General features: G+C 60.1%; 20 protein-coding genes and 9 pseudogenes. 14 read left to right on the top strand and 15 right to left on the bottom strand.

The annotated features are described in order from the left end of the window. Positions 1-75: 75 nt before the first annotated feature. Positions 76-804, top strand: a pseudogene (locus EIO60_RS14995) (CDP-diacylglycerol pyrophosphatase). A 108-nt stretch (positions 805-912) separates the two neighbouring features. Here EIO60_RS14995 and tpiA read toward each other — a convergent pair. Together tpiA and EIO60_RS14985 are read right to left on the bottom strand one after the other, a co-directional pair. Next, a complete protein-coding gene (gene tpiA, locus EIO60_RS14990; RefSeq protein WP_258577266.1) occupies positions 913-1,680 on the bottom strand; it encodes a triose-phosphate isomerase in 768 nt (255 codons plus the stop codon). 83 nt (positions 1,681-1,763) lie between these two features. Continuing rightward, positions 1,764-2,390 (bottom strand): DUF1454 family protein, encoded by a 627-nt coding sequence (locus EIO60_RS14985; protein WP_258577265.1) that lies wholly within the window; start codon positions 2,388-2,390, stop codon positions 1,764-1,766. Positions 2,391-2,500: 110 nt separating this feature from the next. Between EIO60_RS14985 and EIO60_RS14980 the strand changes: the two are divergent. Beyond that, positions 2,501-2,830: pseudogene (locus EIO60_RS14980) on the top strand (DUF805 domain-containing protein); the annotation flags it as partial. Here the strand turns inward: EIO60_RS14980 and fpr are convergent. Then, the gene (gene fpr / locus EIO60_RS14975; RefSeq protein ID WP_258577264.1) at positions 2,821-3,567 is read right to left on the bottom strand and encodes a ferredoxin--NADP(+) reductase; all 747 of its coding nucleotides are present in this window, start codon (positions 3,565-3,567) and stop codon (positions 2,821-2,823) included. The pseudogene EIO60_RS14980 and the gene fpr overlap by 10 nt on opposite strands. Before the next feature lie 289 nt (positions 3,568-3,856). Here fpr and emrD point away from each other — a divergent pair. Beyond that, positions 3,857-5,034, top strand: a pseudogene (gene emrD, locus EIO60_RS14970) (multidrug efflux MFS transporter EmrD). Here the strand turns inward: emrD and glpX are convergent. The 3 genes and pseudogenes from glpX to EIO60_RS14955 form a co-directional block, all read right to left on the bottom strand. Next, positions 5,024-6,026 (bottom strand): annotated as a pseudogene (gene glpX, locus EIO60_RS14965) (class II fructose-bisphosphatase). The pseudogenes emrD and glpX overlap by 11 nt on opposite strands. 167 nt (positions 6,027-6,193) lie before the next feature. Further along, the gene (glpK, locus tag EIO60_RS14960; protein ID WP_258577263.1) at positions 6,194-7,711 is read right to left on the bottom strand and encodes a glycerol kinase GlpK; all 1,518 of its coding nucleotides are present in this window, start codon (positions 7,709-7,711) and stop codon (positions 6,194-6,196) included. Positions 7,712-7,738: 27 nt separating this feature from the next. Beyond that, positions 7,739-8,505: pseudogene (locus EIO60_RS14955) on the bottom strand (MIP/aquaporin family protein). On the opposite strand from EIO60_RS14955, the gene EIO60_RS14950 reads away from it, so the two are divergent. Together EIO60_RS14950 and zapB are read left to right on the top strand one after the other, a co-directional pair. Further along, entirely contained in the window at positions 8,440-8,640 is a 201-nt protein-coding gene (locus EIO60_RS14950; RefSeq protein WP_258577325.1) for a hypothetical protein, read from the top strand. The pseudogene EIO60_RS14955 and the gene EIO60_RS14950 sit on opposite strands and share 66 nt — an antisense overlap. A gap of 335 nt (positions 8,641-8,975) precedes the next feature. Beyond that, positions 8,976-9,215: a cell division protein ZapB gene (gene zapB, locus EIO60_RS14945; RefSeq protein ID WP_258577262.1), complete on the top strand. Its 240-nt coding sequence runs from the start codon at positions 8,976-8,978 to the stop codon at positions 9,213-9,215. 53 nt (positions 9,216-9,268) lie between these two features. On the opposite strand, the pseudogene rraA reads toward zapB, so the two are convergent. The 6 genes and pseudogenes from rraA to priA all read right to left on the bottom strand — a co-directional run bounded on the left by rraA (position 9,269) and on the right by priA (position 16,109). Beyond that, positions 9,269-9,757, bottom strand: a pseudogene (rraA, locus tag EIO60_RS14940) (ribonuclease E activity regulator RraA). Between the two features lie 160 nt (positions 9,758-9,917). Beyond that, the gene (hslU, locus tag EIO60_RS14935; protein ID WP_258577261.1) at positions 9,918-11,249 is read right to left on the bottom strand and encodes an ATP-dependent protease ATPase subunit HslU; all 1,332 of its coding nucleotides are present in this window, start codon (positions 11,247-11,249) and stop codon (positions 9,918-9,920) included. A gap of 9 nt (positions 11,250-11,258) precedes the next feature. Then, entirely contained in the window at positions 11,259-11,789 is a 531-nt protein-coding gene (hslV, locus tag EIO60_RS14930; RefSeq protein WP_258577260.1) for an ATP-dependent protease subunit HslV, read from the bottom strand. A 90-nt stretch (positions 11,790-11,879) separates the two neighbouring features. Continuing rightward, a complete protein-coding gene (gene ftsN, locus EIO60_RS14925) occupies positions 11,880-12,608 on the bottom strand; it encodes a cell division protein FtsN (protein ID WP_258577259.1) in 729 nt (242 codons plus the stop codon). Positions 12,609-12,764: 156 nt separating this feature from the next. Beyond that, positions 12,765-13,779: pseudogene (gene cytR, locus EIO60_RS14920) on the bottom strand (DNA-binding transcriptional regulator CytR). A gap of 143 nt (positions 13,780-13,922) precedes the next feature. Next, positions 13,923-16,109, bottom strand: coding sequence for a primosomal protein N' (gene priA / locus EIO60_RS14915; protein ID WP_258577258.1), 2,187 nt, complete (start codon positions 16,107-16,109; stop codon positions 13,923-13,925). Between the two features lie 274 nt (positions 16,110-16,383). On the opposite strand from priA, the gene rpmE reads away from it, so the two are divergent. Next, positions 16,384-16,599, top strand: coding sequence for a 50S ribosomal protein L31 (rpmE, locus tag EIO60_RS14910; protein ID WP_258577257.1), 216 nt, complete (start codon positions 16,384-16,386; stop codon positions 16,597-16,599). A gap of 73 nt (positions 16,600-16,672) precedes the next feature. Here the strand turns inward: rpmE and metJ are convergent, their stop codons facing one another. Next, positions 16,673-16,990, bottom strand: coding sequence for a met regulon transcriptional regulator MetJ (gene metJ, locus EIO60_RS14905; protein WP_258577256.1), 318 nt, complete (start codon positions 16,988-16,990; stop codon positions 16,673-16,675). A 272-nt stretch (positions 16,991-17,262) separates the two neighbouring features. On the opposite strand from metJ, the gene metB reads away from it, so the two are divergent. The 6 genes from metB (at position 17,263) to metF (ending at position 22,061) form a co-directional block, all read left to right on the top strand. Beyond that, on the top strand, positions 17,263-18,423 hold the full coding sequence (gene metB / locus EIO60_RS14900; RefSeq protein WP_258577255.1) for a cystathionine gamma-synthase: 1,161 nt from the start codon (positions 17,263-17,265) through the stop codon (positions 18,421-18,423). Continuing rightward, the gene (gene metL / locus EIO60_RS14895; RefSeq protein WP_258577254.1) at positions 18,395-19,900 is read left to right on the top strand and encodes a bifunctional aspartate kinase/homoserine dehydrogenase II; all 1,506 of its coding nucleotides are present in this window, start codon (positions 18,395-18,397) and stop codon (positions 19,898-19,900) included. The genes metB and metL overlap by 29 nt, the downstream gene beginning before the upstream one ends. Next, positions 19,812-20,297, top strand: coding sequence for a hypothetical protein (locus EIO60_RS14890; protein ID WP_258577253.1), 486 nt, complete (start codon positions 19,812-19,814; stop codon positions 20,295-20,297). Before metL ends, EIO60_RS14890 begins: the two co-directional genes overlap by 89 nt. After that, entirely contained in the window at positions 20,294-20,626 is a 333-nt protein-coding gene (locus EIO60_RS14885) for a hypothetical protein (protein ID WP_258577252.1), read from the top strand. Before EIO60_RS14890 ends, EIO60_RS14885 begins: the two co-directional genes overlap by 4 nt. After that, positions 20,589-20,819, top strand: a complete 231-nt coding sequence (locus tag EIO60_RS14880; protein ID WP_258577251.1) for a hypothetical protein — start codon at positions 20,589-20,591, stop codon at positions 20,817-20,819. The genes EIO60_RS14885 and EIO60_RS14880 overlap by 38 nt, the downstream gene beginning before the upstream one ends. Positions 20,820-21,164: 345 nt before the next feature. After that, positions 21,165-22,061 (top strand): methylenetetrahydrofolate reductase, encoded by an 897-nt coding sequence (gene metF / locus EIO60_RS14875; RefSeq protein WP_258577250.1) that lies wholly within the window; start codon positions 21,165-21,167, stop codon positions 22,059-22,061. 39 nt (positions 22,062-22,100) lie between these two features. On the opposite strand, the pseudogene EIO60_RS14870 reads toward metF, so the two are convergent. Continuing rightward, a pseudogene (locus EIO60_RS14870) lies at positions 22,101-23,616 on the bottom strand (gamma-glutamyltransferase family protein). A 77-nt stretch (positions 23,617-23,693) separates the two neighbouring features. Next, positions 23,694-24,279 (bottom strand): annotated as a pseudogene (locus EIO60_RS14865) (HD domain-containing protein). 63 nt (positions 24,280-24,342) lie between these two features. On the opposite strand from EIO60_RS14865, the gene EIO60_RS14860 reads away from it, so the two are divergent. Together EIO60_RS14860 and EIO60_RS14855 are read left to right on the top strand one after the other, a co-directional pair. Continuing rightward, on the top strand, positions 24,343-24,807 hold the full coding sequence (locus EIO60_RS14860) for a MarR family winged helix-turn-helix transcriptional regulator (RefSeq protein ID WP_258577249.1): 465 nt from the start codon (positions 24,343-24,345) through the stop codon (positions 24,805-24,807). An 86-nt stretch (positions 24,808-24,893) separates the two neighbouring features. After that, positions 24,894-25,322, top strand: a complete 429-nt coding sequence (locus tag EIO60_RS14855; RefSeq protein ID WP_258577248.1) for an organic hydroperoxide resistance protein — start codon at positions 24,894-24,896, stop codon at positions 25,320-25,322. The last annotated feature ends 34 nt before the right edge of the window (positions 25,323-25,356 follow it).

Below are 25,356 nucleotides of genomic sequence, written 5' to 3'. Positions count from 1 at the left end.
GGCCGTTTTTTTGTGCGTGACATTCGCCGGAAGCCAGGCGAGGATGCGGACAAAAGATGACAGAGGAACCTTGCCATGCAGGGACGTCGCCGGGCGCTGGGCCTGATTGTACTGCTGCTGTTAATTCTGATTGGCGGACTGGTGACCGCCGCTGTTCGCCTTCATAAAAACAGCGACGCGCTGTGGCAAATCGTCAGCGAAAAGTGCGGGCCGAACCAGCGTAAAACGGGGCAGCCCGCGCCCTGTCAGCGCGTCGATAATCAACACGGCATGCGCTGCTGAAAGATCTCAACGGGCCTCTGCAATATTTGCTTATCCCGCTGGCGAAAATAACCGGCATTGAAAGCCCGACGCTGCTTGATCGCGCCACGCCCAACTTTTTCGCCTTTTCCTGGCAGGAGCGCGCGCAGCTGGCAGCGCGCCGCGGCGCTCCCATCATTGACAGCACGCTGTCGCTGGCGATCAACGCGGAATATGGCCGCACCCAGAACCAGCTGCATATTCATATCTCCTGCCTGCGTCCCGACGTGTGTCACACGCTGGATCAGCTGAAGCCGCAGCTCTCCAGCCGCTGGCAGGCGGAGAAGGTGTTACAGCATCGCTACTGGGTTCGCGCCTTAACGCTGCCGGAGCTGACGCAGCAGAGCTGCTTTTATACGCGTGGCGGATGAGATCCCGCATGCACGCAGTGAAATGGGAAAATATGGGCTGGCGCTGCTGGCGTTGGAGCGTAACTGGTTGCTGCTTAACCGCGGTTCGGCGGAAGAGCTGCAGGATCACGACTGCGTCATTCTGCAGCCGTAAAAAAGGCCGCTCTGTCGCCGCCTCTGCTGTTCGCGGGCCTGCGGCCCGTATCACGCCTTTGCGCTAACCGGCCACGGCCCGTAGGCCGCCGCCGGCTTTACGCGGACGTTACGCCTGTTTTGCTTCCGCCGCGGCTTTCACTATCGCTGCGAAGGCGTCTGCCTTCAGCGAGGCGCCGCCAACCAGCGCGCCGTCAATGTCCGGCTGGGTAAAGAGCTCAGCGGCGTTTTTGTCGTTCACCGAGCCGCCATACTGAATAACGACCTGCTCAGCGACCGCAGCGTCTTTCTTTGCAATGTGATCGCGAATGAATTTGTGCACCGCCTGCGCTTGCGCAGGCGTCGCCGATTTGCCGGTGCCGATGGCCCAGATTGGCTCATAGGCGATGACCGCGTCGGTGAAGGCCTCAGCGCCCTGCGTTTCCAGCACCGCATCGAGCTGACGCGCGCAGACTTCTTCCGTTTTGCCCGCTTTGTTTTCCGCTTCGGTCTCGCCGATGCAGAGTACCGGCACTAGGCCAGCCGTTTTTAGCACGGCGAATTTCTTCGCGGTAAATTCGTCGCTCTCTTTGTGATAGGTGCGACGCTCAGAGTGGCCGATGATGATGTATTTCGCGCCGATATCTTTCAGCATCTCAGCGGAGGTGTCGCCGGTGAACGCGCCGGAGAGGTTAACGTCGACATTCTGCGCGCCCAGCGCGATATGGCTGCCGGAGAGTGCGTGCTTCGCCTGGTCGAGGTAGAGCGCTGGCGGCGCGATCGCCACGCCGCAACCCTCAACGCCGGAGAGAGCTTTGCGCAGGCCGTCGATCAGTTCGCTCGTCATCTGCTTGCTGCCATTCAGTTTCCAGTTACCCATAACCAATGGATGTAGCATTCTATCCTCCGCGATACGCGATTCATTAAATTGCCCTGCCGGCAGGCAGCGTAGACTGCCAGACAGTATAGAGATCTCTCAGGTCAATGGCTTTGCTTTTCGTCATTTTTGCCGCCCTGATCGGCGGGCGGCAGCGTCAGTTTTATCGGCTCGATAGCGAAGGTCAGCCCCTTGTCGCCGTTGTCCGCTACCACAAAGCGCAGCGCGCCTTCGGTGCGGGCGAAGTAGCGCGTGCCTTTACCTTCGGCGAGCAGCGCTTCCAGCTTCTGCCTCGCCTCCGCCGGCGACAGACCGGGGATGAAAAAACGCAGCAGCGCCGTCATATAGGCCAGTGCTTTTTCCTGAGACGCTTTCTGATCCGGCTCCGGAACGGGCAGCCAGGTCAGCTGGAGCGTTTTCACTTTGCCAGTGCCCTGTTCCAGCGCGGTGGAAGCGTAGAGCGTTTCGCTGATTTTGCTCGCCGCGCGCGTCAGACGGCTTTTATCGTTTTTGCTGTCGATGGCGCGATACTCCATCAGTGGCAGATTCGCGTTGACGGCGTTATACTTTTTGCGGAATTGGCCGATAGACATATCAAAGGTCGGCGCGCCCGCTAGCAAATAGGGGGCGGCAGGCACGGATTCGGCACGGTCGCGCAGCGCAGGATCGGCGGCTACTGCCGGTGCCGTCAGCGCAAGACTCAGCAGCAGCGCGCTTGGCAAATTCTTCATTTCGTTGGCTCTGATCAGTAAACTCAGCTGTAAATTAGAACGGGTTTTCACGACAAAAGTCAAAAGCGCGACGGGCAAATTTTTCTCTGGAAATGCACATTACACTATAGCAAGGTTGTTTTTCGTTCCGCGGCCCCGTCTCGGCGCGACTTCTGGATCTGGCAGGCGATCTGGCTGATTTTAATTACGCTGTTGTTTGTGCTGGCGGGCAGCGGTCTACTGGATACGCAGATCGCAGCGTTAGGTGTGGTTTGCCTGCTGTGGCTCGCCAGTGCGGTGCTGGTGAAGTGTCTGCACGATCGCAACCGCCGCGGCTACTGGGGATTTAGCGTCATCGTCGCCTGGCTGCTGCTCGATCTCGGCGTCTTTCGCGGCAACGGCGGCGTCAACCGTTTCGGTGCCCGCAACCGTTACGCTTCTGGCGCAAGGCTCACCAGTAATGTTCGCTGGTGATATGTCCCGGCTTGCGCTTCAGGTGCTTGCGCATATCGCGCGTCTCTTTCAGCAGCTGCTGCGTATCGCGCACCATCTGCGGATTGCCGCACAGCATAATATGGACTGATGCCGCCTCTATAGGCAGCCCTACCGTGCGCTCTAGCTCGCCGCTCTCAATCAGCACCGGCACACGGCCGGTCAGCGAGCCAGGGGCGTTTTCCCGGCTGACCACCGTTTGAATGCGCAGCTTGCCGTTGTAGATCTGCTGCAGCGACTGCATCAGCGGCAGATAGCTCAGGTCAGCGGCGTAGCGCACCGCGTGCACTAGCACAATATGCTCGAAGCGAGCCAGCCCTTCGCCCTGCTGCAAAATCGAAAGATAGGGGCCGATAGCCGTGCCGGTGGCCAGCATCCACAGGGTATTGCACGGCGGGATCTCATCCAGAATGAAAAAACCGGCTGCCTCTTTGGTCACCATCACGCTGTCGCCCGGCTTCAGCGCCTGCAGACACGGGCTGAGCTTGCCTTCCGGCACGGTGACCAGATAGAACTCCAGCAGCGGATCGCTGGGCGCGTTCACATAGGAGTAAGCGCGCTGCACGCGTTCGCCGTCAACTTCTAGCGCCAGCTTGGCGAACTGCCCGGCGGTAAAAGGATCGATCGGCGCGTGGACCCGCAGGCTAAACAGCGCCTCCGTCCAGTTCTTCACTTCCTTTACTTGCGCGTTGACCCACTCAGCCATAACGTTTCCCCTGGTCATTGATTTTTCAGGCACAGAGATATCATCGCGGCTGCGCCGCGGTTTTTCCACCCGCGCGCCGGTTTTTAGGCTCTAATCGACAAATGCACCGCACGACTGAACACGGCGTTGCCGCTCGTTGACAAGGTGGTACGAAAACTTGACGCCGCGGCGGTAACGGCTTTGCCTCCGCCTCTCGATTTGTCACGTAATCCTGATATTTTTCCCGCCATTATGCTGACGCAGCCCATTTTGCTGCTGCGTTAACCCTGTTTCCTAGACCGAGATGTCGATGAAAAAGATGGCAAATCAGCCGCTGCTGCTGATGTTGATTTTAATGCTGGCGGTAGGGCAGATGGTGCAGACCATCTACGTGCCGGCGATGGCCGATATGGCGGACGCGCTCAACGTGCATGACGGCATGCTGCAGCGCGTGATGGCGGCCTATCTGATGATCTATGGCGGATCGCAGCTGATCTATGGTCCGCTCTCCGACAGCGTGGGTCGCTGCCCGGTGATTCTCGCCGGAATGTCGATCTTTATGATCGGCGCCGTCACCTCGATGCTGGCGCCCTCGCTAAACGTGCTGGTGCTGGGCAGCGCGGTGCAGGGTTTAGGCACCAGCGTGGCGGGCGTGATAGCGCGCACCATGCCGCGCGACCTCTATGCGGGCGTGGCGCTGCGCCAGGCCAACAGCCTGCTCAATATGGGACTGCTGGTCAGCCCTCTGCGGGCTCCGGTAATTGGCGCGCTGCTGACGAAGCTGTTCGGCTGGCATGCCTGTTTCGCCTTCCTGCTGCTGCTCTGCATTGCGGTCACCGGCGCGATGGCGCGCTGGCTGCCGGAGACGCGTCCGCAGGGCGGCGACGTCACCCCTTTTTTCCGCCGCTATCAGCGCCTGCTGAGCGACGCCAGCTTTATGCGTTTTATCGTGCTGTTGATCGGCGCACTGGCGGGCATTGCGGTATTCGAGGCGAGCTGCGGCGTGCCGGGGCTGGATGAGTTTACCGTCAGCATTCTGTTTATCCTGCCGATCCCCGCCGCCTTCTTCGGCGCGTGGTTCGCCGGCCGCGAGCAGCGTTCATGGAACAGCCTGATGTGGACAGGCGTCAACAGCTGTCTGCTGGCGGGCGCGCTGATGTGGCTCACGGCCTGGTTCGGCGTTATGAATATCTGGACGCTGCTGGGGCGCCCGCCGCGCTGTTTTTCTTCGGCGCGGGGATACTGTTTCCGCTAGCGACCTCGGGCGCGATGGAGCCTTACGCGTGGCTGGCGGGCAGCGCTGGCGCGCTGATCGGCGGCCTGCAGAATCTCGGCTCCGGCGTGGTCGCCTGGGCGTCGGCGCTGCTGCCGCAGCGCGATCAGTTCAGCCTCGGCATGCTGATGTTCGCTACCGCGCTGGTGATGCTGCTGTGCTGGCTGCCGCTGTCGCGGCAGCCGGAAGAGCAAAACAGGACGGTTACAGGATAAAGGGATGCAGCGCCGCGTCCTTGCGATCGAGATAGTGGATCGACTGGATGCGGCGAATGGTGCGCGACTTGCCGCTGATCAGCAGGGTCTCGCTGGTGGCGACGTTGCCTTGGCGCGTAATGCCCTTCAGCAGATCGCCGCTGGTGATGCCGGTGGCGGCGAAGAAAATGACGTTGTCGTTGAGCACCATACGCTCCAGCGGCAGCACCTCACCCGCTTCGATGCCCATCTCGGCGCAGCGCGCCGGCTCCTGCTGGCCGGCGGCGATTCTCTTCGCTGTCGCCTTTAACCTCGTGACGCGCTAGCAGGCGGCCCTGCATGTCGCTGTCCAGCACTCGGATCACCTCTGCCGACACTACGCCTTCCGGCGCGCCGCCGATGCCGTACAGCACGTCGACTTCGCTGTCGGGCATACAGGTCAGAATCGAGGCCGCCACGTCGCCGTCAGGAAAGGCGAAGACGCGCACGTCAAGCTGCTGCAGCTGCACGATAACGGCGTCGTGGCGCGGTTTGGCAAGGATTGAGACCGTCAAGCTGCGTCAGCGGCTTATTCAGCGCCGCGGAGATCTGGCGCAGGTTCGTCTCCAGCGGCAGGTCAAGATCGATATGGCCGCGCGCCGCCGGGCCGACAATCAGCTTCTCCATATACATATCAGGCGCGTGCAGGAAGCTGCCTTTGTCACCTACCGCTAGCACCCCGCCAGCGTATTGGCCTGACCCATCGCCGTCATGCGCATGCCCTCGAGCGGATCCACCGCGTCGCCGCGCCCGCTGCCGACCTTTTCGCCGATATAGAGCATCGGCGCCTCATCGATTTCCCCTTCGCCAATCACAATCTGGCCGTCGATATCGATGGTATTGAGGACGTGTCACATGGCGTGGACGGCGGTGCTGTCGGCGCTGTTTTTGTCGCCGCGACCCAGCCAGCGATAGCCTGCTAAGGTGGCCGCTTCCGTGACGCGGGAAAATTCTATGGCGAGTTCTCGTTTCATGGCCTGCACCTGATGAAATAAAGCAGTGTAGCACAATGCGGAAGGGCAAAAAAAAGCTCGCGGCGGCAGGTGAAAGGAGGGTGAAAGCACAGCGCCCCACACAACCTGTTGTTCGGGGCGCGTGAACAGCAAGGCCGTACTGGCGTCGCCGCTAGCAGGCAAGCAGATTACTCGTCGTGATCTTCCCACGCCTGCACGCGGGCTACGGCTTTGCGCCAGCCAGCATAACGCACGTTGCGCTCGGTGGTTTCAATGCTCGGGTGGAACTCGCGCTCAACCACAGCTTTGGCGCACACCTCTTCCAGATCGTTCCAAAAGCTGACGGCCAAGCCCGCCAGGTAAGCGGCGCCCAGCGCAGTGACTTCGCGCACATCCGGACGCTCAACGCGCGTGCCGAGAATGTCCGACTGGAACTGCATCAGGAAGTTGTTGGCGACCGCGCCGCCGTCTACGCGCAGCGACTGCAGGCGAGTATCGGCGTCGTTCTGCATCGCTTCCAGCACGTCGCGTGTCTGGTAGGCGACCGACTCCAGCGTGGCGCGAATGATGTGGTTGGCGTTAGCGCCGCGCGTCAGGCCGAAAATCGCGCCGCGCGCATAGGGATCCCAGTAGGGCGCGCCCAGGCCGGTAAAGGCCGGCACCATATAGACGCCGTTGGTATCTTTCACTTTCAGGGCGAAATACTCGGAGTCAGCGGCGTCGCTGATCAGCTTCATCTCGTCGCGCAGCCACTGGATAGAGGCGCCGCCGACAAATACCGCGCCTTCCAGCGCATAGTTCACTTCGCCGCGCGGGCCGCAGGCGATGGTGGTCAGCAGGCCGTGCGATGAGGTCACTGCTTCGGTACCAGTGTTCATTAGCATAAAGCAGCCGGTGCCGTAGGTGTTTTTCGCCATGCCCGGTTGCACACAGAGCTGGCCGTAGAGCGCCGCCTGCTGATCGCCCGCGATGCCGGCGATCGGAATTCGGGTACCGCCTTTACCGCCAATGTTAGTCTGGCCATAAATCTCAGAGGAGCCTTTCACTTCCGGCAGCATTTCGCGCGGAATGTCGAGGATCTCCAGCATGCGCTGATCCCACTCCAGCTTGTGGATGTTGTACATCATGGTGCGCGAGGCGTTGGTGTGGTCGGTGATATGCACGCGACCCAGGGTCATTTTCCACACCAGCCAGGTATCGACGGTGCCGAACAGCAGCTCGCCGCGCGTCGCGCGCTCGCGCACCCCTTCCACATGGTCGAGGATCCACTTCACCTTGGTGCCGGAGAAGTAGGGGTTAATCACTAGGCCGGTGGTGTGCTGGATATACTCTTCCAGACCCTCTTTCTTCAGCTTGTTGCAGTAGTCTGCAGTGCGCGGATCCTGCCAGACGATAGCGTTATAGATCGGCTTGCCGGTCTCTTTATCCCATACGATGGCGGTTTCGCGCTGGTTGGTAATGCCGATAGCGGCTATTTCATAAGAACGGATGTCAGCGTGCACCAGCACCTCTACTAGCGTGGAGCTCTGTGACGCCCAGATATCCATGGGATCGTGCTCAACCCAGCCCGCCTTCGGATAAATTTGGGTAAACTCGCGCTGTGACACGGCAACGATGTTAGCGTCATGATCCAGCACCACGGTGCGTGAACTGGTGGTGCCCTGGTCGAGTGCAACAATATATTTTTTATCAGTGGTAGTCGTCATAATGCATTCCCGATGAAAAGGTGAAACTTATGCTTTACGCTGCTCAGCGCGTGCGACCGGTTTTTCTGTTTTGCTACTGGCCTGTGCTGCACCCGGCAGGTGGTGGCCAATCAGCGCGCGGTAGCTGAAGGCGCCCAGATAGGCTCCCACTAACGGGCCGAAAATCGGCACCAGCCCGTGAAGGTAACGTTACCCCAGCCTGCAAAGAAGGCGAATAGCTTGGGTCCGAAATCACGCGCCGGGTTCAGGGCGAAGCCGGTCAGCGGGCCCATCGCGCCGCCGATCACTGCCACCAGCAGGCCGATCAGCAGCGGAGTGAGCGGGCCGCGCGGAACGCCGTTGCCGTCGTCAGTCAGCGCCATGATCACCGCCATCAGAACCGCCGTGATCACCAGCTCAACCAGGAACGCCTGGCCTACGCTGATGTGCGGGTTCGGGTAAGTGGAGAAGATGCTGGCGAGGTCGAGGCTCTGAACCGTGCCGCGCACCATCTGATGGCTTTGCTCGTAATCGAAAAAGAGGTTGTAGTAGAGGCCGTAAACCGGCGCGGCAGCGCAGAATGCGCCGGCAACCTGCGCCAGAATGTAGGGCAGCACTTTACGTCCATCAAAGTTGGCGAACAGGCACAGCGCCACCGTCACCGCAGGGTTAAGGTGCGTGCTCGATACGCCAGCAGTAAGATACACCGCCATGGAAACAGCCCAACCTCAGATAATACGAATTTCCCATTGGCCGAAGGCGGCGCCAGCCAGTTTCAGCGCGGCTACGCAGCCAGCGCCAAAAAAGATGATCAGGCCGGTTCCAATGAATTCGGCTATGCACTGACCTTTCAGTATGTTGGTTGTCAGACTCATAATGGTATTCCTGAAGCGAGGTTAAATTTTATCAGTTTTTGTTCTCATTCCATGAGTCATCCAGCTTTATTGTAGGGCTTGTGTTAATTTATCGTTAACGAGCATAAACGAGAAATAGCGAAATCTTTATGCTGAGTTAAAGTGCTCGTTTTCGCACCTCCTGCCGTTCAGGGAACGCCATTTCACGCGTTTCACCGTTTCGTTTTCGCTGCGCGGCGCGCATCAAGGGTCGGCGCCAGGCATAAGCCGAAAAATGGTACAGAGTGCGCCCGCCGGGCCTGCGTCGCTGGACTTGCGCTGGCTGGCTACATACAATCGGGAACATTGTTGCTGGCCTGGCAGATACAGGGCGTCATGCGCTAAGGCTGGCATCATCAACGCCCTGCGAGAATTTAGGAGAGGTCAGAAAGATGTCATTTGAAGTATTCGAGAAACTGGAAGCCAAAGTACAGCAGGCGATTGACACCATCACCCTGCTGCAGATGGAAATCGAAGAGCTGAAAGAGCAGAACAACAGCCTGAGAAACGAAGCGCAGCAGGCGGCGGGCAACCACGACTCGCTGGTGCGTGAAAATCAACAGCTGAAGGAAGAGCAGCATCTGTGGCAGGAGCGCCTGCGTGCACTGCTGGGAAAAATGGAAGAGGTGTAATCCTCAGCTGAAATGAGAAACGGGAGCAGCGTGCTCTCGTTTTCGTTTGCGTCTTACTCGATATCGAGCGCGTCTTCCGACAGGATAATGCCTGTATTGTCGGCGTAGAGATGGTGAAGAAGGTGACGCCGTCGAAGTTTACGCGCACGTCGCTCTCGGCCAATGCCTTCGCCCGCCGCGCCCACCGGAATGGCGGCAATTGCCTGAATGCCGATCTCCAGCTCTTTCAGTTCGTCAACCTGGCGCACCGAGCGAGCAGTAAATCACCATGCCTTCCAACTCGTTTTCCACCGCCAGCCGAGCCAGCTGCGCATCGACCAGCGCGCGCCGCACCGATCCGCCGCCGTCCACCAGCAGCACGCACCCGCGCCCGTTATCTTCCAGCAGATCGTAGAGCAGGCCGTTGTCCTCAAAACATTTCACTACACTAGTAGTTATCTGAGCACCAAACGAGGTGCGGCCACCGAAGTTTGAAAAAGCGGTTCAACAACGTTTACTTCTTCATGGTAGATGTCGCAGAGTTCAGATGTATTGTATTTCATTGTGGGTCCGTCTGTTTGCCACAGGAGCGGTAAGTATACCGCCAGATGCAGATTGTTGGCAAAATCATCAGCGGAAAAAATTTTGCTGCATCAGCAGCATGCAGATAAAAAAAGCCCGGCGCGCAGGCCGGGCTGACAGGCAGACGTACAAAAAAGCGGATTACAGGATAAAGCGGCTGAGGTCTTCGTCCGCCACCAGCTGGTCCAGATGCTTGCTGACGTACTCCGCGTCGATGGTCACCGAATTGCCCTGGCGGTCGCTGGCGTCATAGGAGAGCTCTTCCATCAAACGCTCCAGCACGGTGTGTAGACGACGCGCGCCGATGTTCTCGGTGGTTTTGTTCACCTGCCATGCCGCTTCCGCGATGCGACGAATGCCGTCGTCGGTAAAGTCGACGTTAACGCCTTCGGTGCCCATCAGCGCTTTGTACTGCACGGTGACAGAGGCGCTCGGCTCGGTCAGGATGCGCTCGAAGTCGTTGACGGTCAGCGCCTGCAGCTCAACGCGAATCGGCAGGCGGCCCTGCAGTTCCGGGATAAGATCCGACGGGCTGGCGACCTGGAACGCGCCGGAGGCGATAAACAGGATATGGTCGGTTTTCACCATGCCGTGTTTGGTCGAAACGGTGCAGCCTTCCACCAGCGGCAGCAGGTCGCGCTGCACGCCTTCGCGCGACACGTCCGGACCGGACGACTGGCCGCGCTTACAGATTTTGTCGATCTCGTCGATAAAGACGATACCGTGCTGCTCGACGGCCTCAATCGCATCCTGCTTCAGCTCTTCCGGGTTCACCAGCTTGGCCGCTTCTTCCTCGATCAACAGCTTCATCGCGTCTTTGATCTTCAGCTTGCGCGGCTTCTGCTTCTGGCCGCCCAGATTCTGGAACATCGACTGCAGCTGGTTGGTCATCTCTTCCATGCCCGGCGGCGCCATGATCTCAACGCCGGCCGGCGCGGCGGCTAGGTCGATTTCGATCTCTTTGTCATCCAGCTGGCCTTCGCGCAGCTTCTTACGGAACGACTGGCGCGCGGCGGAAGGCTCGCTGCTCTGCTCCGGCTGGCCCCAGTTGTTCTTGGCCGGCGGGATCAGCACGTCGAGAATGCGCTCTTCTGCCATCTCTTCGGCACAGTATTTATTCTTTTCTATCGCCTGGCTGCGCACCATTTTCACGGCGGCGTCGGTCAGGTCGCGAACAATCGAGTCGACCTCTTTGCCGACGTAGCCGACTTCGGTGAACTTGGTGGCTTCCACCTTAATAAAAGGCGCATTGGCGAGCTTCGCCAGACGACGGGCAATTTCAGTTTTACCGACGCCGGTCGGGCCGATCATCAGAATATTTTTCGGCGTCACCTCGTGGCGCAGCTCTTCGTCGAGCTGCATACGACGCCAGCGGTTGCGCAGCGCGATAGCGACCGCGCGTTTTGCGCCGTCCTGGCCGATGATAAAGCGATTCAGTTCGCTGACGATTTCGCGGGGAGTCATCTCAGACATAGTTAATCCTTACGCTTTGGACGGCAATTCTTCAAAGTTAACATTATGGTTGGTATAGATGCAGATATCGCCCGCGATGTTCAGAGATTTCGCGACGATGTCATATGCGCCCAGCTCTGTGTTTTCCAGCAGCGCACGCGCCGCCGCCTGAGCGAAGGGGCCACCGGAACCAATGGCGATCAGATCGTTTTCTGGCTGGATGACGTCGCTGTTGCCGCTGATGATCAGCGAGGCGTTTTCGTCTGCCACCGCCAGCAGCGCCTCAAGGCGGCGCAGCATGCGGTCGGTACGCCAGTCTTTCGCCAGTTCGACAGCGGCTTTCACCAGATGTCCCTGATGCATTTCGAGTTTGCGTTCGAAGAGTTCAAACAGCGTAAAGGCATCTGCAGTACCGCCAGCGAAACCGGCAATTACCTTATCGTTGTAAAGACGACGCACTTTTTTAACGTTACCTTTCATTACGGTATTGCCGAGAGTTGCTTGGCCATCACCGCCGATAACGACTCGTCCGTTGCGTCGTACGCTTACTATTGTTGTCACGGGCAGACCCCTTGTTACAGTAGAAAAAAAGCGCCGCGCGGCAAGGCGCGGCGCATCATGCAACCAGATATGGGGCAGGTTTGTCGGGTTTCAACCCCCGACGGAAAGCGGAATACAGTTTGAATGGCCGTTGCCGCGCAGGCGTTTCAGCATGCTGTCGGCGCTGCTGCGATCTTTAAAGGGACCGATGACGACGCGGTTCCTGCCGCCGCCGATAGTGATGCGGCTTTCAAATCCTTCGAACGCCAGGCCGGCACGAGCCGATTCTGCCTGGTCGGTGCCTTTGAACGAGCCGCACTGCACCATCCAGCGCTGAGTCGAGGAGGTTGTTTCCGCGGCTTTCTTCGCGGTCTCCTGCGTCTGCTGGCGCTGCGCCGGGGTCTGTTCGTACCACGGCACTTCGTTCAGCTGTGTCGGCGACTGGCGCATATCCGCCTGCATCTGCTCCAGCAGCTGACGCTGTTCGTCGGTCAGCTGGGTATGCGACTGGATCTCGCCGCCCGCCGAAGGTTCGGTTGGCGTCGGCACCGTGACCTGACGATTTTCCAGCTCTTTGATGTACTTCCAGCGTTCTTCTGGCTTTGGCGGCAGGCCTTTGCCGTTGGCTTTATGATACGGGATCACCGGCACATCCTCTTTCTTATGATGCGCAAGGAACCATAAACTACCGGCAAAGGTCACCATCACCGCGACAGCCAGTCCTACCATCAGTCTGGAAACACCTGAACCGCCTTTGCTTTTCTTTCCGCGGCTGGTGCTCCTTTTTTTGCGACGCGTCCCTGTTGAACGCCCGCGGCCTACGTAATCTCTCTGTGCCACTCTCGTTCTGATAACCTTCAAAAAAAAATCGTGCCAACTGGGCGAAAACGCCTTAAAAGACCGCCCGGCAAGGAGTCCGCCATGTTATTCAAGGGTCGGAACTTTGACCAGCAATGTTCACCTAAAGAATCTACTGAAAATACCCGAAAAGACGCCTTATTTCTCGCGCTTATTGAGCGGGGCCGTGGTGCCACGCACGGTCAACTCGGCATCCAGCAGGCGCGAGCCGCTGCTGACGCGTTTGCCCTGCAGCTCATCCAGCAGCAGCATCGCTTCGCGGCCAATCTGATAGCGCGGCTGTGTCACCGTCGTCAGCGGCGGCTCGCAGTAGCGCGCCAGTTCAATATCGTCGAAGCCGACGATGGAGAGATCCTGCGGCACGTGAAGGCCGAGACGCCTGGCCTGATTCATGGCACCGAGCGCCAGCATATCGCTGTGGCAGAACAGCGTGCGCGGCGGCGGCGACATCAGCTGCGTCAACGCCTGCGCGCCCGCCTCGAAGCTGAACGCGCCGCGCACGATATAGGTGGGATCGACCGGCAGATTGCTGCGGCGCAGCGCCTGAATATAGCCCTGCGTCCGGTACTGGTACAGCGGCATCTCTTCCGGCCCGGCGATGCAGGTGATGCGGTGATGGCCCAGCTGTAGCAGATGGTTCACTGCCTCAAAGGCGGTGGTCAGGTTGTCGATATTCACCGTCGGCAGCGACATCTCCGGCGCAAACTCATTCGCCATCGCCATCGCCATCGCCATCGCCATCGCCATCGGCGGCAGGCTGCGCTGATCGTCCCGAGCGGGATCTGCGAGCCAAGCAGCAGCAGATCGAGAAAGGTTTTTTCCTGCTGGTTCTGGTGCGCGCAGTCGCCAATCAGCACCAGATAGCCTTCCTCCGCCGCGGTAACCTCGACGCCGCGGATGATTTCGCTGAAAAAGGGATCGCAGATGTCGGGCACAATCACCAGAATCGTCTGCGTTTCACTGCGGCGGCCGTTGCGCGTCAGACCGTGGGGAGCATAGCCGACGGCATCACCGCCTGCTCGACCTTTTGCCGCGTTGCCACCGACACTTTGTCGGGATTCATCAGCGCGCGCGACACGGTGGCGGTTGAAACGCCCGCTTTCTCAGCCACATCTTTCATCGTGGCGGTGGGCTTTTGAGGATTCAGCTCCAACACTTTACTCCTGGCGCGTTCGAAAAAGTTATGGCCCGAAAAAGCCACGCCGAGCACATTGTTAACGATTGCGCGGCTGGGTTGTTACTTAATTTGCATAAAAATTGTGACTTGTGCGACTTTTTTCGATCTGGCTCGCAGGCTCAGCTTTCGGTGGGATCTATATCCAGCGTCCATTTGACTTTGCGCGCGGCGGGCAGGGTGGCGACCAGCGGCAGCGAGCTGCTGAGCAGCTGCTGCAGGCGCTTGCGCGAGGCGTACTGCACCAGCAGCTGCCAGCGCCAGCGCCCGCCGCGCTTCGGCTGCAGGGCCGGCACGGGACCCATCAGCCACATCGTGGCATCTTTTAAGGGGCTGGCGTCCAGCAGGTTGCGCAGCTGCTGCAGAAATTCGGCCGCCTGCTGATTGTCATGATCTTCCGCGCGGAACAGCGCATGGCTGGTCCAGGGCGGCAGCATCACCGAATGACGCTCAAACAGCGCCTGCTGAGCGAAGGCAAAATAGCCCTGATGCAGCAGCGTCTGCAGCAGCGGATGCTCGGGGTGGTAAGTTTGCAGCAGCACTTCGCCCTGTTTGCCCGCGCGGCCGGCGAGCTGGGTATAGAGCTGCGCGAAGCGCTCGGCGGCGCGGAAGTCGGCAGAGAAAAGCACGCCGTCCACGTCCAGTAGCGACACCAGCGTCACGTCAGGAAAGTGGTGCCCTTTCGCCAGCATCTGCGTGCCCACCAGAATGCGCGCGCCGCCGCGATGCACATCGGCCAGATGCTGCTCCAGCGCGCCTTTGCGGCTGGTGGTGTCGCGGTCGATGCGCGACACCGGCACGCCGGGAAACAGCGTGCTGAGCTGCTGCTCCAGCTGCTCCGTACCGACCCCGACCGGCAGCAGGTGCGTCGAGCCGCACTGCGGGCACTGGTTAGGCAGTGGGCGCTGGCTGTCGCAGTGGTGGCAGCGCAGCTGGCGCTGCTGCTGGTGCAGGGTGTAGTAGCGTTCGCAGCGCTGGCATTCAGCGATCCAGCCGCAGTCGTGGCAGAGCAGGGCGGGCGAATAGCCGCGGCGGTTAAGAAACAGCAGCACCTGGTTGGGCGCCTGCAGATGCTGGCGCATCTTGCCGATCAGCGCGGGCGCCAGCCCGCCGATCAGCTGCTGCCCTTTGAGATCCACCAGCTGATGCAGCGCGGGTTTGGCGTTGCCGTCGCGGCGGGTCAGATCGAGCTGACGATACTTGCCGCTGCGCACGTTATGCAGCGTCTCCAGCGCCGGCGTCGCCGAGCCCATTACAATCGGAATATCCTCTTCGCGCGCGCGGAACACCGCCAGGTCACGCGCCTGATAGCGCCAGCCCTCCTGCTGCTTATAGGAGCTGTCGTGCTCTTTGTCGATAATAATGACGCCCGGCCGCGCCAGCGGCGTGAACAGCGCCGAACGCGTGCCGATGATAATGGCGTTTTCCCCCTGGCGCGCGCGCAGCCAGACGGCGAGCCGTTCGCTGTCGTTAAGCGCCGAGTGTAGCACGTCGACCGGCGCGTTGAAGCGCTCGCGGAAGCGGGCAATGGTCTGCGGCGTCAGGCCGATCTCCGGCACCAGCACCAGCGCCTGCTTGCCGCGCGCCAGCACGTTCTCCAGCACGCTGAGATAGACTTCGGTTTTGCCCGAGCCGGTGATCCCGGCCAGCAGCCAGGCGGCATAGTGCTCATCCTCGCTGCGGATAGCACTGACCGCCATCGCCTGGTCAGTATTGAGGCGCAGGCGTTCGCCCTTCATCGCGAAACTCTCCCGCCAGTCCAGCCGCTGCGGCTGATGCTGGCGCAATTCGCACAGCCCTTTGGCCCGCAGCGCCTGCAGTGCGGTCTCGGTGAGATCCTGTTCGGCGACCTGGTGGCGATAGAGCGGCTGCTGGCGCAGTGCCGCCAGCGCCTGCTGCTGCTTCGGCGCGCGCTTCAGGCTCTCCGGCGCGGTCGCCTGGCCCTGTTCGCTAATGATCCACTGCCACAGCGGGGTATCCTTTGCGGGTTTTCCCTGACGCAGCAACACCGGCAGCGCATGGCTCAGCACCTCACCAAGGGGAGAGTGGTAGTAGCCCGCAGCCCAGTTGAGCAGGCACCACAGCGAGGGCGGAAAAAGCGATTCGCTGTCCAGCACCTCGGCGACGCGTTTTAGCTGCGCCTCCGGCAGATCGCTCTGCTCGCGAAAGCCCACCACCACGCCGATCATTTTGCGGTTGCCGAACGGCACGCTGACGCGCCCGCCCGTCACCGGCTGCAGGCCGTGGGGCGGCAGATAGTCAAATAGACGCGGGAGCGGAACGGGCAGGGCGACCAGGACAACGGGCATGGCGATCAATTCCGGTTCGATAAGGGTGATGAGAAGCCGCCTAGTGTACACCATTTGCTGCGCAAGGCGGCTGGATTGCGCCGCAGCCCACAGCGGGCGTCACGGCAAACAGATTGCAGAAGATTTGCTAAAAGCGGTTATTTTCTGTATAATATGCCCCCTCTGGTGAGAAAGCTCTCGCTACAGCCTAAAAAAAATTAATGTTCAACCGCGTGTGGTGCTGCAGGTTTCAGCCTGGCACGGAGAGCGGTACTGCCTTTTATGAGGTTCCCCCATGAAACAAGGTATTCACCCGAAATACGAAGCTGTGACCATCACCTGCACCTGCGGCACCGTGATCCACACGCGCTCAACTATGGCTCACGACATGAACCTGGACGTGTGCGGCAAATGCCACCCGTTCTACACTGGTAAGCAGCGTGAAGTTGCCACCGGTGGCCGTGTTGACCGCTTCAACAAGCGTTTCGCCATCCCGGGCAGCAAAAAATAAGTTTTATGCAGACGAGTTTCTGATTCGGATGCAAGAAAAACCCAGCTTCGGCTGGGTTTTTTATGGCTGCGATTCAGTATTCCCAGGTGTAGGGATCGATGCCCTTATCGCGCATAATTTTCTTCGCTTCTTCCGGGATCTCATCGCTGCGCTCTTTGCGCAGATCGACGTCATCCGGCAGCGGCTGTCCGGTAAAGGCGTGTAAAAAGGCTTCGCACAGCAGTTCGCTGTTTGTAGCGTGACGCAGGTTGTTCACCTGACGACGGGTACGCTCATCCGTTAAAATCTTCAGCACACTCAGCGGGATAGAAACTGTGATCTTTTTAACCTGCTCACTCTTCTTACCGTGCTCAGCGTAAGGGCTGATATATTCGCCGTTCCATTCAGCCATAGGTTACCTTAATCAATATAAAAGTTAAAAGTGGGGAAATCAATGGATTATGCCCTATTTTACCGTGCCTGACCTCTTGAGCTGCGGGGTTTCTTCATCCTGGCCGATGAATACGGTCGCAAAACGCAGGCAGTGAGGGGTAATTTTAGCGGATTATAACATTCTGCTCAATCTATACGCAAAGACACTTAGATGTCCAGATGTATTGACGTCCAATTGTGGGATGTTATCCTGTTGCCTCTTTATTACTCTCTTCAGGAACAGTAAGCACCATGACGCGTAAACAGGCAACCATTGCAGTCCGCAGCGGTTTGAATGATGACGAGCAATATGGCTGCGTTGTCCCGCCGATTCACCTCTCCAGCACCTATAACTTCCTCGATTTCAACGAGCCGCGCGCGCATGACTATTCGCGCCGCGGCAACCCGACGCGCGATGTGGTGCAGCGCGCACTGGCGGAGCTGGAGGGCGGCGCGGACGCGGTACTGACCAATACCGGTATGTCGGCGATCCATCTGGTGACGACCGTGTTCCTGAAGCCGGGCGATCTGCTGGTCGCCCCGCACGACTGCTACGGCGGCAGCTATCGCCTGTTTGACAGCCTGAGCAAACGCGGTGCCTACCACGTAAAGTTCGTCGATCAAGGCGACCGCGCGGCGCTGGAGGCGGCGCTGGCGGAAAAACCGAAGCTAGTGCTGGTGGAAAGCCCGAGCAATCCGCTGCTGCGCGTGGTGGATATCGCCGCCATCTGCGAAGCGGCGCGTCACGCCGGCGCGGTCAGCGTGGTCGACAATACTTTCCTGAGCCCGGCGCTGCAAAATCCGCTGGCGCTGGGGGCGGATCTGGTGATCCACTCCTGTACTAAATATCTCAATGGCCATTCCGACGTGGTGGCGGGCGCGGTGATTGCCAAAGATCCGGCGCTGGTGACCGAACTGGCGTGGTGGGCGAACAATATCGGTGTCACCGGCGCAGCATTCGACAGCTATCTGCTGCTGCGCGGCCTGCGCACGCTGGCGCCGCGTATGGCGGCGGCGCAGCGCAACGCGCTGGCGATTGTGGAATATCTGCAACAGCAGCCGCTGGTGAAAAAGCTTTATCATCCCTCTCTGCCGGAAAACGCCGGACACCAGTTCGCGGCGCGTCAGCAGTGCGGCTTTGGTGCCATGCTGAGCTTTGAGCTGGACGGTGACGAAGTGCTGCTGCGCCGCTTCCTGAAGGCGCTGCAGCTGTTTACACTGGCGGAATCGCTGGGGGGCGTAGAGAGCCTGATTTCCCACACCGCGACCATGACGCATGCCGGCATGTCGGCAGAGGCGCGCGCGGCGGCGGGCATTTCCGACACCCTGCTGCGCGTATCCGTAGGCATTGAGGATCATGAAGATTTAATCTCTGACCTGGACGATGCATTCCGGACGGCAATCGACGGTTGAAAATGACGAGACAGCCGGCGCCACAACGCCGGATATCAAGCAGCTGCATAAATTTGGCGGCAGCAGTCTGGCGGATGCGCGCTGTTACCAGCGCTTCGCCGGCATTATGGCGGACTACAGCAAGCCGGGCGACCTGATGGTTGTGTCGGCGGCCGGTTCGACCACCAACCAGCTTATCAGCTGGCTGAAGCTCAGCAAGAGCAATCGCCTTGGCGCGCATCAGGTGCAACAGACGCTGCGGCGCTACCACAACGAGCTTATCGCCGCGCTGCTGCCGGCTGAATTCGCCGAGCCGCTCACGGCGGCCTTTATCCGCGACCTAGAAAAACTCGCCGCGCTGCTGGAAGTCGCCATTACCGACGCGGTCTACGCAGAAGTGGTGGGCCACGGCGAAGTCTGGTCTGCGCGGCTGATGGCGGCCGTGCTGAGCCAGCTCGACATCGCCGCCTGCTGGCTCGACGCGCACGATTTCCTGCGCGCCGAGCGCGCCGCGCAGCCGCAGGTGGACGAAGGGAAATCCTGGCCGCTGCTGCAGACCCTGCTGGCGCAGCATTCGCACCAGCGTATCATGGTGACCGGCTTTATCTGCCGCAACGGTACAGGCGAAACCGTGCTGCTGGGGCGCAACGGCTCTGACTACTCCGCCACGCAGATCGGCGCGCTGGCGGGCGTCAATCGCGTCACCATCTGGAGCGACGTCGCCGGCGTCTACAGCGCCGACCCGCGCAAAGTCTCCGACGCTTGTCTGCTGCCGCTGCTGCGCCTCGACGAAGCCAGCGAGCTGGCGCGCCTCGCCGCGCCGGTGCTGCACACCCGAACGCTGCAGCCGGTTTCCGGCAGCGATATCGATCTTCAGCTGCGCTGCAGCTATCAGCCGGAGCAGGGCTCGACGCGTATGGAGCGCGTGCTGGCCTCCGGCACCGGCGCGCGTATCGTTACCAGCCATGACGACGTCTGCCGGATTGAAGTGCAGGTGCCGGATCAGCATGACTTCGCGGCGCTGTACAAAGAGGTGAAGCGGCATCTCAAGCGGGCGCAGCTGCGTCCGCTGGCGACCGGCGTGCATCCGGATCGCCAGCTGCTGCAGCTCTGCTACACCGCCGAAGTGGTCAACAGCGTATTCCAGCTGCTGCAGGACGCGGGCCTGCCGGCGCACCTGCAGCTGCGCGAAGGGCTGGCGCTGGTGGCGCCGGTCGGCGCGGGCGTCACGCGCAATCCGCTGCACAGCCATCGCTTCTGGCAGGAGATTCAGGATCAGCTGGTGGAGTTTGTCTGGCAGTCGGAATATCATATCAGCCTGGTTGCGGTGCTGCGCGTCGGCCCGACGCAGTCGCTGGTTCAGGGACTGCACCAGTCGCTGTTCCGCGGGGAAAAACGCATCGGCCTGATTGCTGTTCGGCAAAGGCAATATCGGCTCACGCTGGCTGGAGCTGTTCGCGCGCGAGCAGGAAGCGCTGTCGGCGCGCACCGGCTTTGATATATACTGGCGGGCGTGGCGGACAGCCACGCGCTCGCCTTCTTTGACGACGAGGCGGAAGCGCGCGACGAGGAGTCGCTGTTTCTGTGGATGCGCGCGCATCCGTTCGACGAATCTAGTGGTGCTCGACGTCACCGCCAGCGCGCCGCTGGCGCATCACTATCTCGACTTCGCCAGCCACGGCTTTCACGTCATCAGCGCCAACAAGGTGGCGGGTGCCTCTGACAGCCAGAGCTGGCGGCAGCTCCGCGATGCCTTCACGAAAACCAGCCGCCACTGGCTCTATAACGCCACGGTGGGCGCGGGCCTGCCGATTAACTACACGGTGCGCGATTTGCGCGACAGCGGCGACACCATTTTAGCTATCAGCGGCATCTTCTCCGGCACGCTCTCTTGAATATTTTGCAGTTTGACGGCACGGTACCCTTTACCGAGCTGGTGGATCAGGCGTGGCAGCAGGGGATGACCGAGCCGGACCTGCGCGTCGATCTTTCAGGCCAGGATGTGATGCGCAAGCTAGTGATCCTGGCGCGCGAGGCGGGCTACAACATTGAGCCGGACCAGGTGCGGGTAGAATCGCTGGTGCCGGCGGGCTGCGAAGCGGGCTCTATCGATCACTTTTTCAAAAATGGCGAGGTGCTCAACGACCAGATGCTGCAACGCTTTGAGGCGGCACAGGATGGGGCTGGTGCTGCGCTACGTGGCGCGTTTCGACGCCAACGGTAAAGCGCGCGTCGGCGTAGAAGCTGTGCTTGCGGAGCACCTGCTGGCGTCGCTGCTGCCCTGCGATAACGTTTTCGCCATCGAAAGCCGCTGGTACCGCGACAATCCGCTGGTGATCCGCGGTCCCGGCGCAGGACGCGACGTTACCGCCGGCGCCATCCAGTTTGACATTTACCGCCTTGCCCAGCTGCTTTAGGCGCGCATTATCGCAGGCTAACGCCGCCTGACCTGAAAGGGTGCAGCGGACAACGCAGTCCGCCCGCCTTTTTCCGGCGCGCGGCGCTGTTGTTGTCTGGCGCCCTTCCATGGCGCGCTACTCTCCCTGAATACGTTTGATTTCAATAACCTGCGCAGCAGCGCGCCTCTCCGCCCGCCGGGCTGGATGAATTTTCCGCATTTTGTTTGAAAAATTGTCACGCCGCTTGATGACTTTTCAGTTGACGCCCTGCTGAGATTGGTTCATTTTGTAAATCTGGACGTCTAAATGTATGGATGTTCACAGGCAAAAAATTAACCCGATGTGTGTGACGAGGTAAGCAGGATGAGTTTCTTTCATGCCAACCAGCGCGAAGCGCTGAACCAGAGCCTGGCGGAGCTGAACGGGCAGATTAACGTGTCATTTGAATTTTTCCCGCCCCGTACCAGCGACATGGAAGAGACCCTGTGGCACTCCATCGACCGGCTCAGCAGCCTGAAGCCGAAATTCGTTTCCGTCACCTACGGCGCTAACTCTGGCGAGCGCGACCGCACCCACACCATTATCAAAGGCATTAAGGAGCGGACCGGGCTGGAAGCGGCGCCGCATCTGACCTGCGTCGACGCGTCGCGCGACGAGTTATGCGCCATTGCGCAGGATTACTGGAATAACGGCATTCGTCATATTGTGGCGCTTCGCGGCGATCTGCCGGCGAACGGCGGCAAACCAGAGATATACGCCTGCGATCTGGTTTCGCTGCTGAAAGAGGTGGGCGACTTTGATGTTTCCGTTGCCGCCTATCCGGAAGTGCATCCAGAAGCGAAAAGCGCACAGGCCGATCTGATAAACCTGAAGCGCAAAATCGACGCGGGTGCGAACCGAGCCATCACGCAGTTCTTCTTTGATGTAGAGAGCTATCTGCGTTTCCGCGACCGCTGTGTGGCGACCGGCATCGACGTGGAGATTGTTCCGGGCATCCTGCCGGTATCAAACTTTAAGCAGCTGACGCGCTTCGCCGCTCTGACCAACGTGCGCGTGCCGGGCTGGATGAACACCATGTTCGCCGGACTGGATGACGATGCGGAGACGCGCAAAATGGTCGGCGCCAATATTGCGATGGACATGGTGAAAATCCTGTCGCGCGAAGGGGTGAAAGATTTCCACTTCTATACGCTGAACCGCGCGGAGATGAGCTACGCCATCTGCCACACGCTGGGCGTGCGTCCGGTTATCGCCGCATAATCCCTGTGGCCGGGCAGCGTGGCGTCGCCCGGCTTATCACTAGAACACCACCGCCTGGCCATCCTTTCTGCTCTCCGTCGCCGCGATATAAAACCCCTGCGGGATCGCGCACAATCGCCTGCGCGCCGCCGAAGTTATAACCCTGCAGCGGATCTTCCAGCGTAATTTGATGGCCCAGCTGCCGCAGCGCCGCCAGCGTATTGCGCTCCAGCGCCGCTCTGAACACCACGTGTCGGCCCCCTGCTCGACGCGCCAGCACGGCGCGTCGATCGCCGCCTGCGGATCCTGCTTGTGCAGCATAACGCGCAGCGCCAGCTGCAGGTGGCCTTGCGCCTGCATCGGCCCGCCCATGACGCCGAACGCCATCAGCGGCGCGCCCTGCGTGTCGAGCGCAAATGCGGGGATAATGGTGTGAAAAGGGCGCTTGCCGCCCGCTACCACGTTGGGATGCGCGGCGTCGAGCGAAAAAAACGCGCCATAATTCTGCAGGCTGATGCCGGTTTCCAGCACCACCAAGCCGGAGCCGAAGCCTATATAGTTTGACTGAACAAAGGAAACCATCATGCCGCTGGCGTCTGCGGTTCTGAGGTAGACGGTGGCCACTCTGCTGCGGCTCGCCGAAGGTGAAGTCGCCGGCGCGGTCGGGATCGATCAGCGCCGCGCGCTGGCGCAGGTAGCCCTCGCTCAGCAGCAGCCGCGCCGGAAACTCCAGACGATCCTCATCGCTGACGTAGCGCTCCAGATCCACCAGCGCCAGCTTCATCGCCTCGATGGAGAGGTGCAGCCAGGGCACGGAGTCGGGCGGATAGCGGCCAATGTCGAGCTGCTCCAGAATGCCCAGCACGATCAGCGTGGCGATGCCTTGCCCGTTGGGCGGCAGTTCCTGTACCGAGCCGCCGGCAAACGGCTGCGACAGCAAGTCTACCCAGTCGGCGCGGTGGTTGTGTAAATCGTCGAGCGTCAGTGCGGCGTTATGCTGGCGGGCGAAGGCGACGATCTTTTCCGCCAGCTCGCCGCGGTAAAAGCTTTCGCCGTGGCTTTCGGCGATTTTTTGCAGCGTAACGGCCTGCGCCGGGTTGCGAAACAGCTCGCCGACGCGCGGCGGGCGGCCCTCGGGCGCAAAGCAGTCGCGGAAGCCGGGCTGATGCTGCAGCTTATCGAAGCCGCGCTGCCAGAGTTCGGCAATCAGCGGCGAAATCGGAAAGCCGTCGCGCGTGTAGTCGATGGCGGGCTGCGCTAGCGTGGTCAGCGGCAGCGTGCCAAAGCGCTCCGGATGCTAGGCGGCCGAAGCGCGGCCCGAGGCGTTGAGGCCGTGCAGCTGATGGCCGTCCCAGATAATGGCGAAGGCGTCGCTGCCGATGCCTTTGCCGGTCGGCTCCAGCACCGTCACGTGCCATGGCGCTGGCGATCGCCGCGTCCACCGCGTTGCCGCCCTGCTGCTGCATGCGCAGGCCCGCCTGCGCCGCTAGCGGCTGAGAGGTGGCGACGGCGTTGCGTCCCATCATCGGGACTCGATGGGAAGGTAGCTAGCATGAAAATCGAACGCTGAGTGCATAATGCCAATCCCTATCTCGGACGGCAGCTACTGGGCTAAAAAGAAGAAAAAAAGAGAACCTGCCGCCAGTGTGTTTTTTATTGCAGGCTGCTGTACTTGGCCGCCTGCCGGGCGAACCAGCTGTCCGGCACGTTGTAGGGTAGGGCGCCCAGCTGGGCGATGCCTTGCTCGATAATGGCGCTGGCCTGTCGCCACAGTTTGGCATCGCCCTATTAAAAAAATCGATCTGAATACGCTTTTCCACCAGATAGACTCTGGCGAAATAGGGATCGAAACGCACGATGGCGCGGGTATTGTCGATAATGTCGGCCAGCTTGATGGTTTTCGCTTCGGGTAACGCGGTGGCGGTGTGGCGAAAATAGGCTATCTTGCGCGCCACGCGGTTTTTGGCCTGCGGCTGCGCACTGTCGGTCAGCATCTCGACCAGCTCTGCCACGCGCGGGCCGAAGTGAGATTCGATATCGCCCAGCGTCGAGTCGGTATCTTCTACCGTATCGTGCAGCCAAGCCGCCGCCAGCAGCGCGTCGTCACTGCTGACGCTGCGCACCAGCTCCACGACGGCAGCGGGATGGACGATATAGGGCTCGTCAGTGTATTTTGACCGGCTTCAGAATGAGCGCGCGTCGCATAGCGTCGTGCCTGCTTTTCCAGAGATTCTAGCATGCAAAAACCCTCGTGATGAAAAGTTGCTTGCAATTATCTAGCGCGCTATTTATGTTCATTCCCATGAACAGTAACCAAAATGACGAAAAAGAGCAGACGACGCCACTGTTGGTCGACCAGCAGTTCTGCTTTGCGCTTTATTCCGCCAATCTGGCAATGAATAAGGTCTACCGGCAGTTGCTGTCGCAGCTTGAAATCACCTATCCGCAGTATCTGGTGATGTTGGTGCTCTGGGCGCAGGACGACCTCACCTTGTCCGAAATTGGCGAGCAGCTGTTTCTGGATTCCGCCACGCTGACTCCGCTGCTGAAGCGGCTGGAGAGTGCCGGGCTAATTAACCGGCAGCGTTCGCATCAGGATGAGCGCCAGGTGGTGGTGACGCTGACGGAGCAGGGCCACGCGCTGCAAAGCAAGGCGCGCGCTATCCCGGAGGCGATTCAATGCGCCACCGCCTGCGACGATGAGACGCTGCTGACGCTGAAGAATGAACTGGATGAACTGCGCGACAATCTGAACCGGTCGCGTTGAGGCAAGGCCGGACGCTCGCGCCCGCTGAAACATCGGCTATACTTATGATTGTCTTGCACGATTATCCTAATATTAGAGAGGAAGTTATGTCTTTAGAAAAAGTTGTTTATACCGCAAAAGCCAAAGCCACCGGCGGCCGTGACGGCCGTGTGACCTCTTCCGACAACGTGCTGGACGTGAAGCTGGGCGTGCCGAAAGAGATGGGCGGCGCAGGCGGCGAAGTGACCAACCCGGAGCAACTGTTTGCTGCGGGCTACTCCGCTTGCTTCCTAGGCGCGATTAAGTTCGTCGCGGACCGCGACAAAATCGCAATGCCGAAAGACGCATGGATTGAAGGCGAAGTCGGCATCGGTCCGATCCCGAACGGTTTCGGCATCGAAGCGAAGCTGAATATTCATCTGCCGGAGATGGACGAAGCGGAAGCGCAGAAGCTAGTTGACGCCGCACATATCGTTTGTCCGTACTCTAACTCGACGCGCAACAACATCGACGTGACGCTGAATATCATCCGCTAAGTCTGACGGCCCCCTGAGCGGGCCCGTTTTTTCC

This window comes from Candidatus Pantoea persica, from assembly GCF_013753875.1.
Lineage (GTDB): Bacteria > Pseudomonadota > Gammaproteobacteria > Enterobacterales > Enterobacteriaceae > Pantoea > Pantoea persica.
This window is presented reverse-complemented; position numbering and strand designations above follow the sequence as displayed.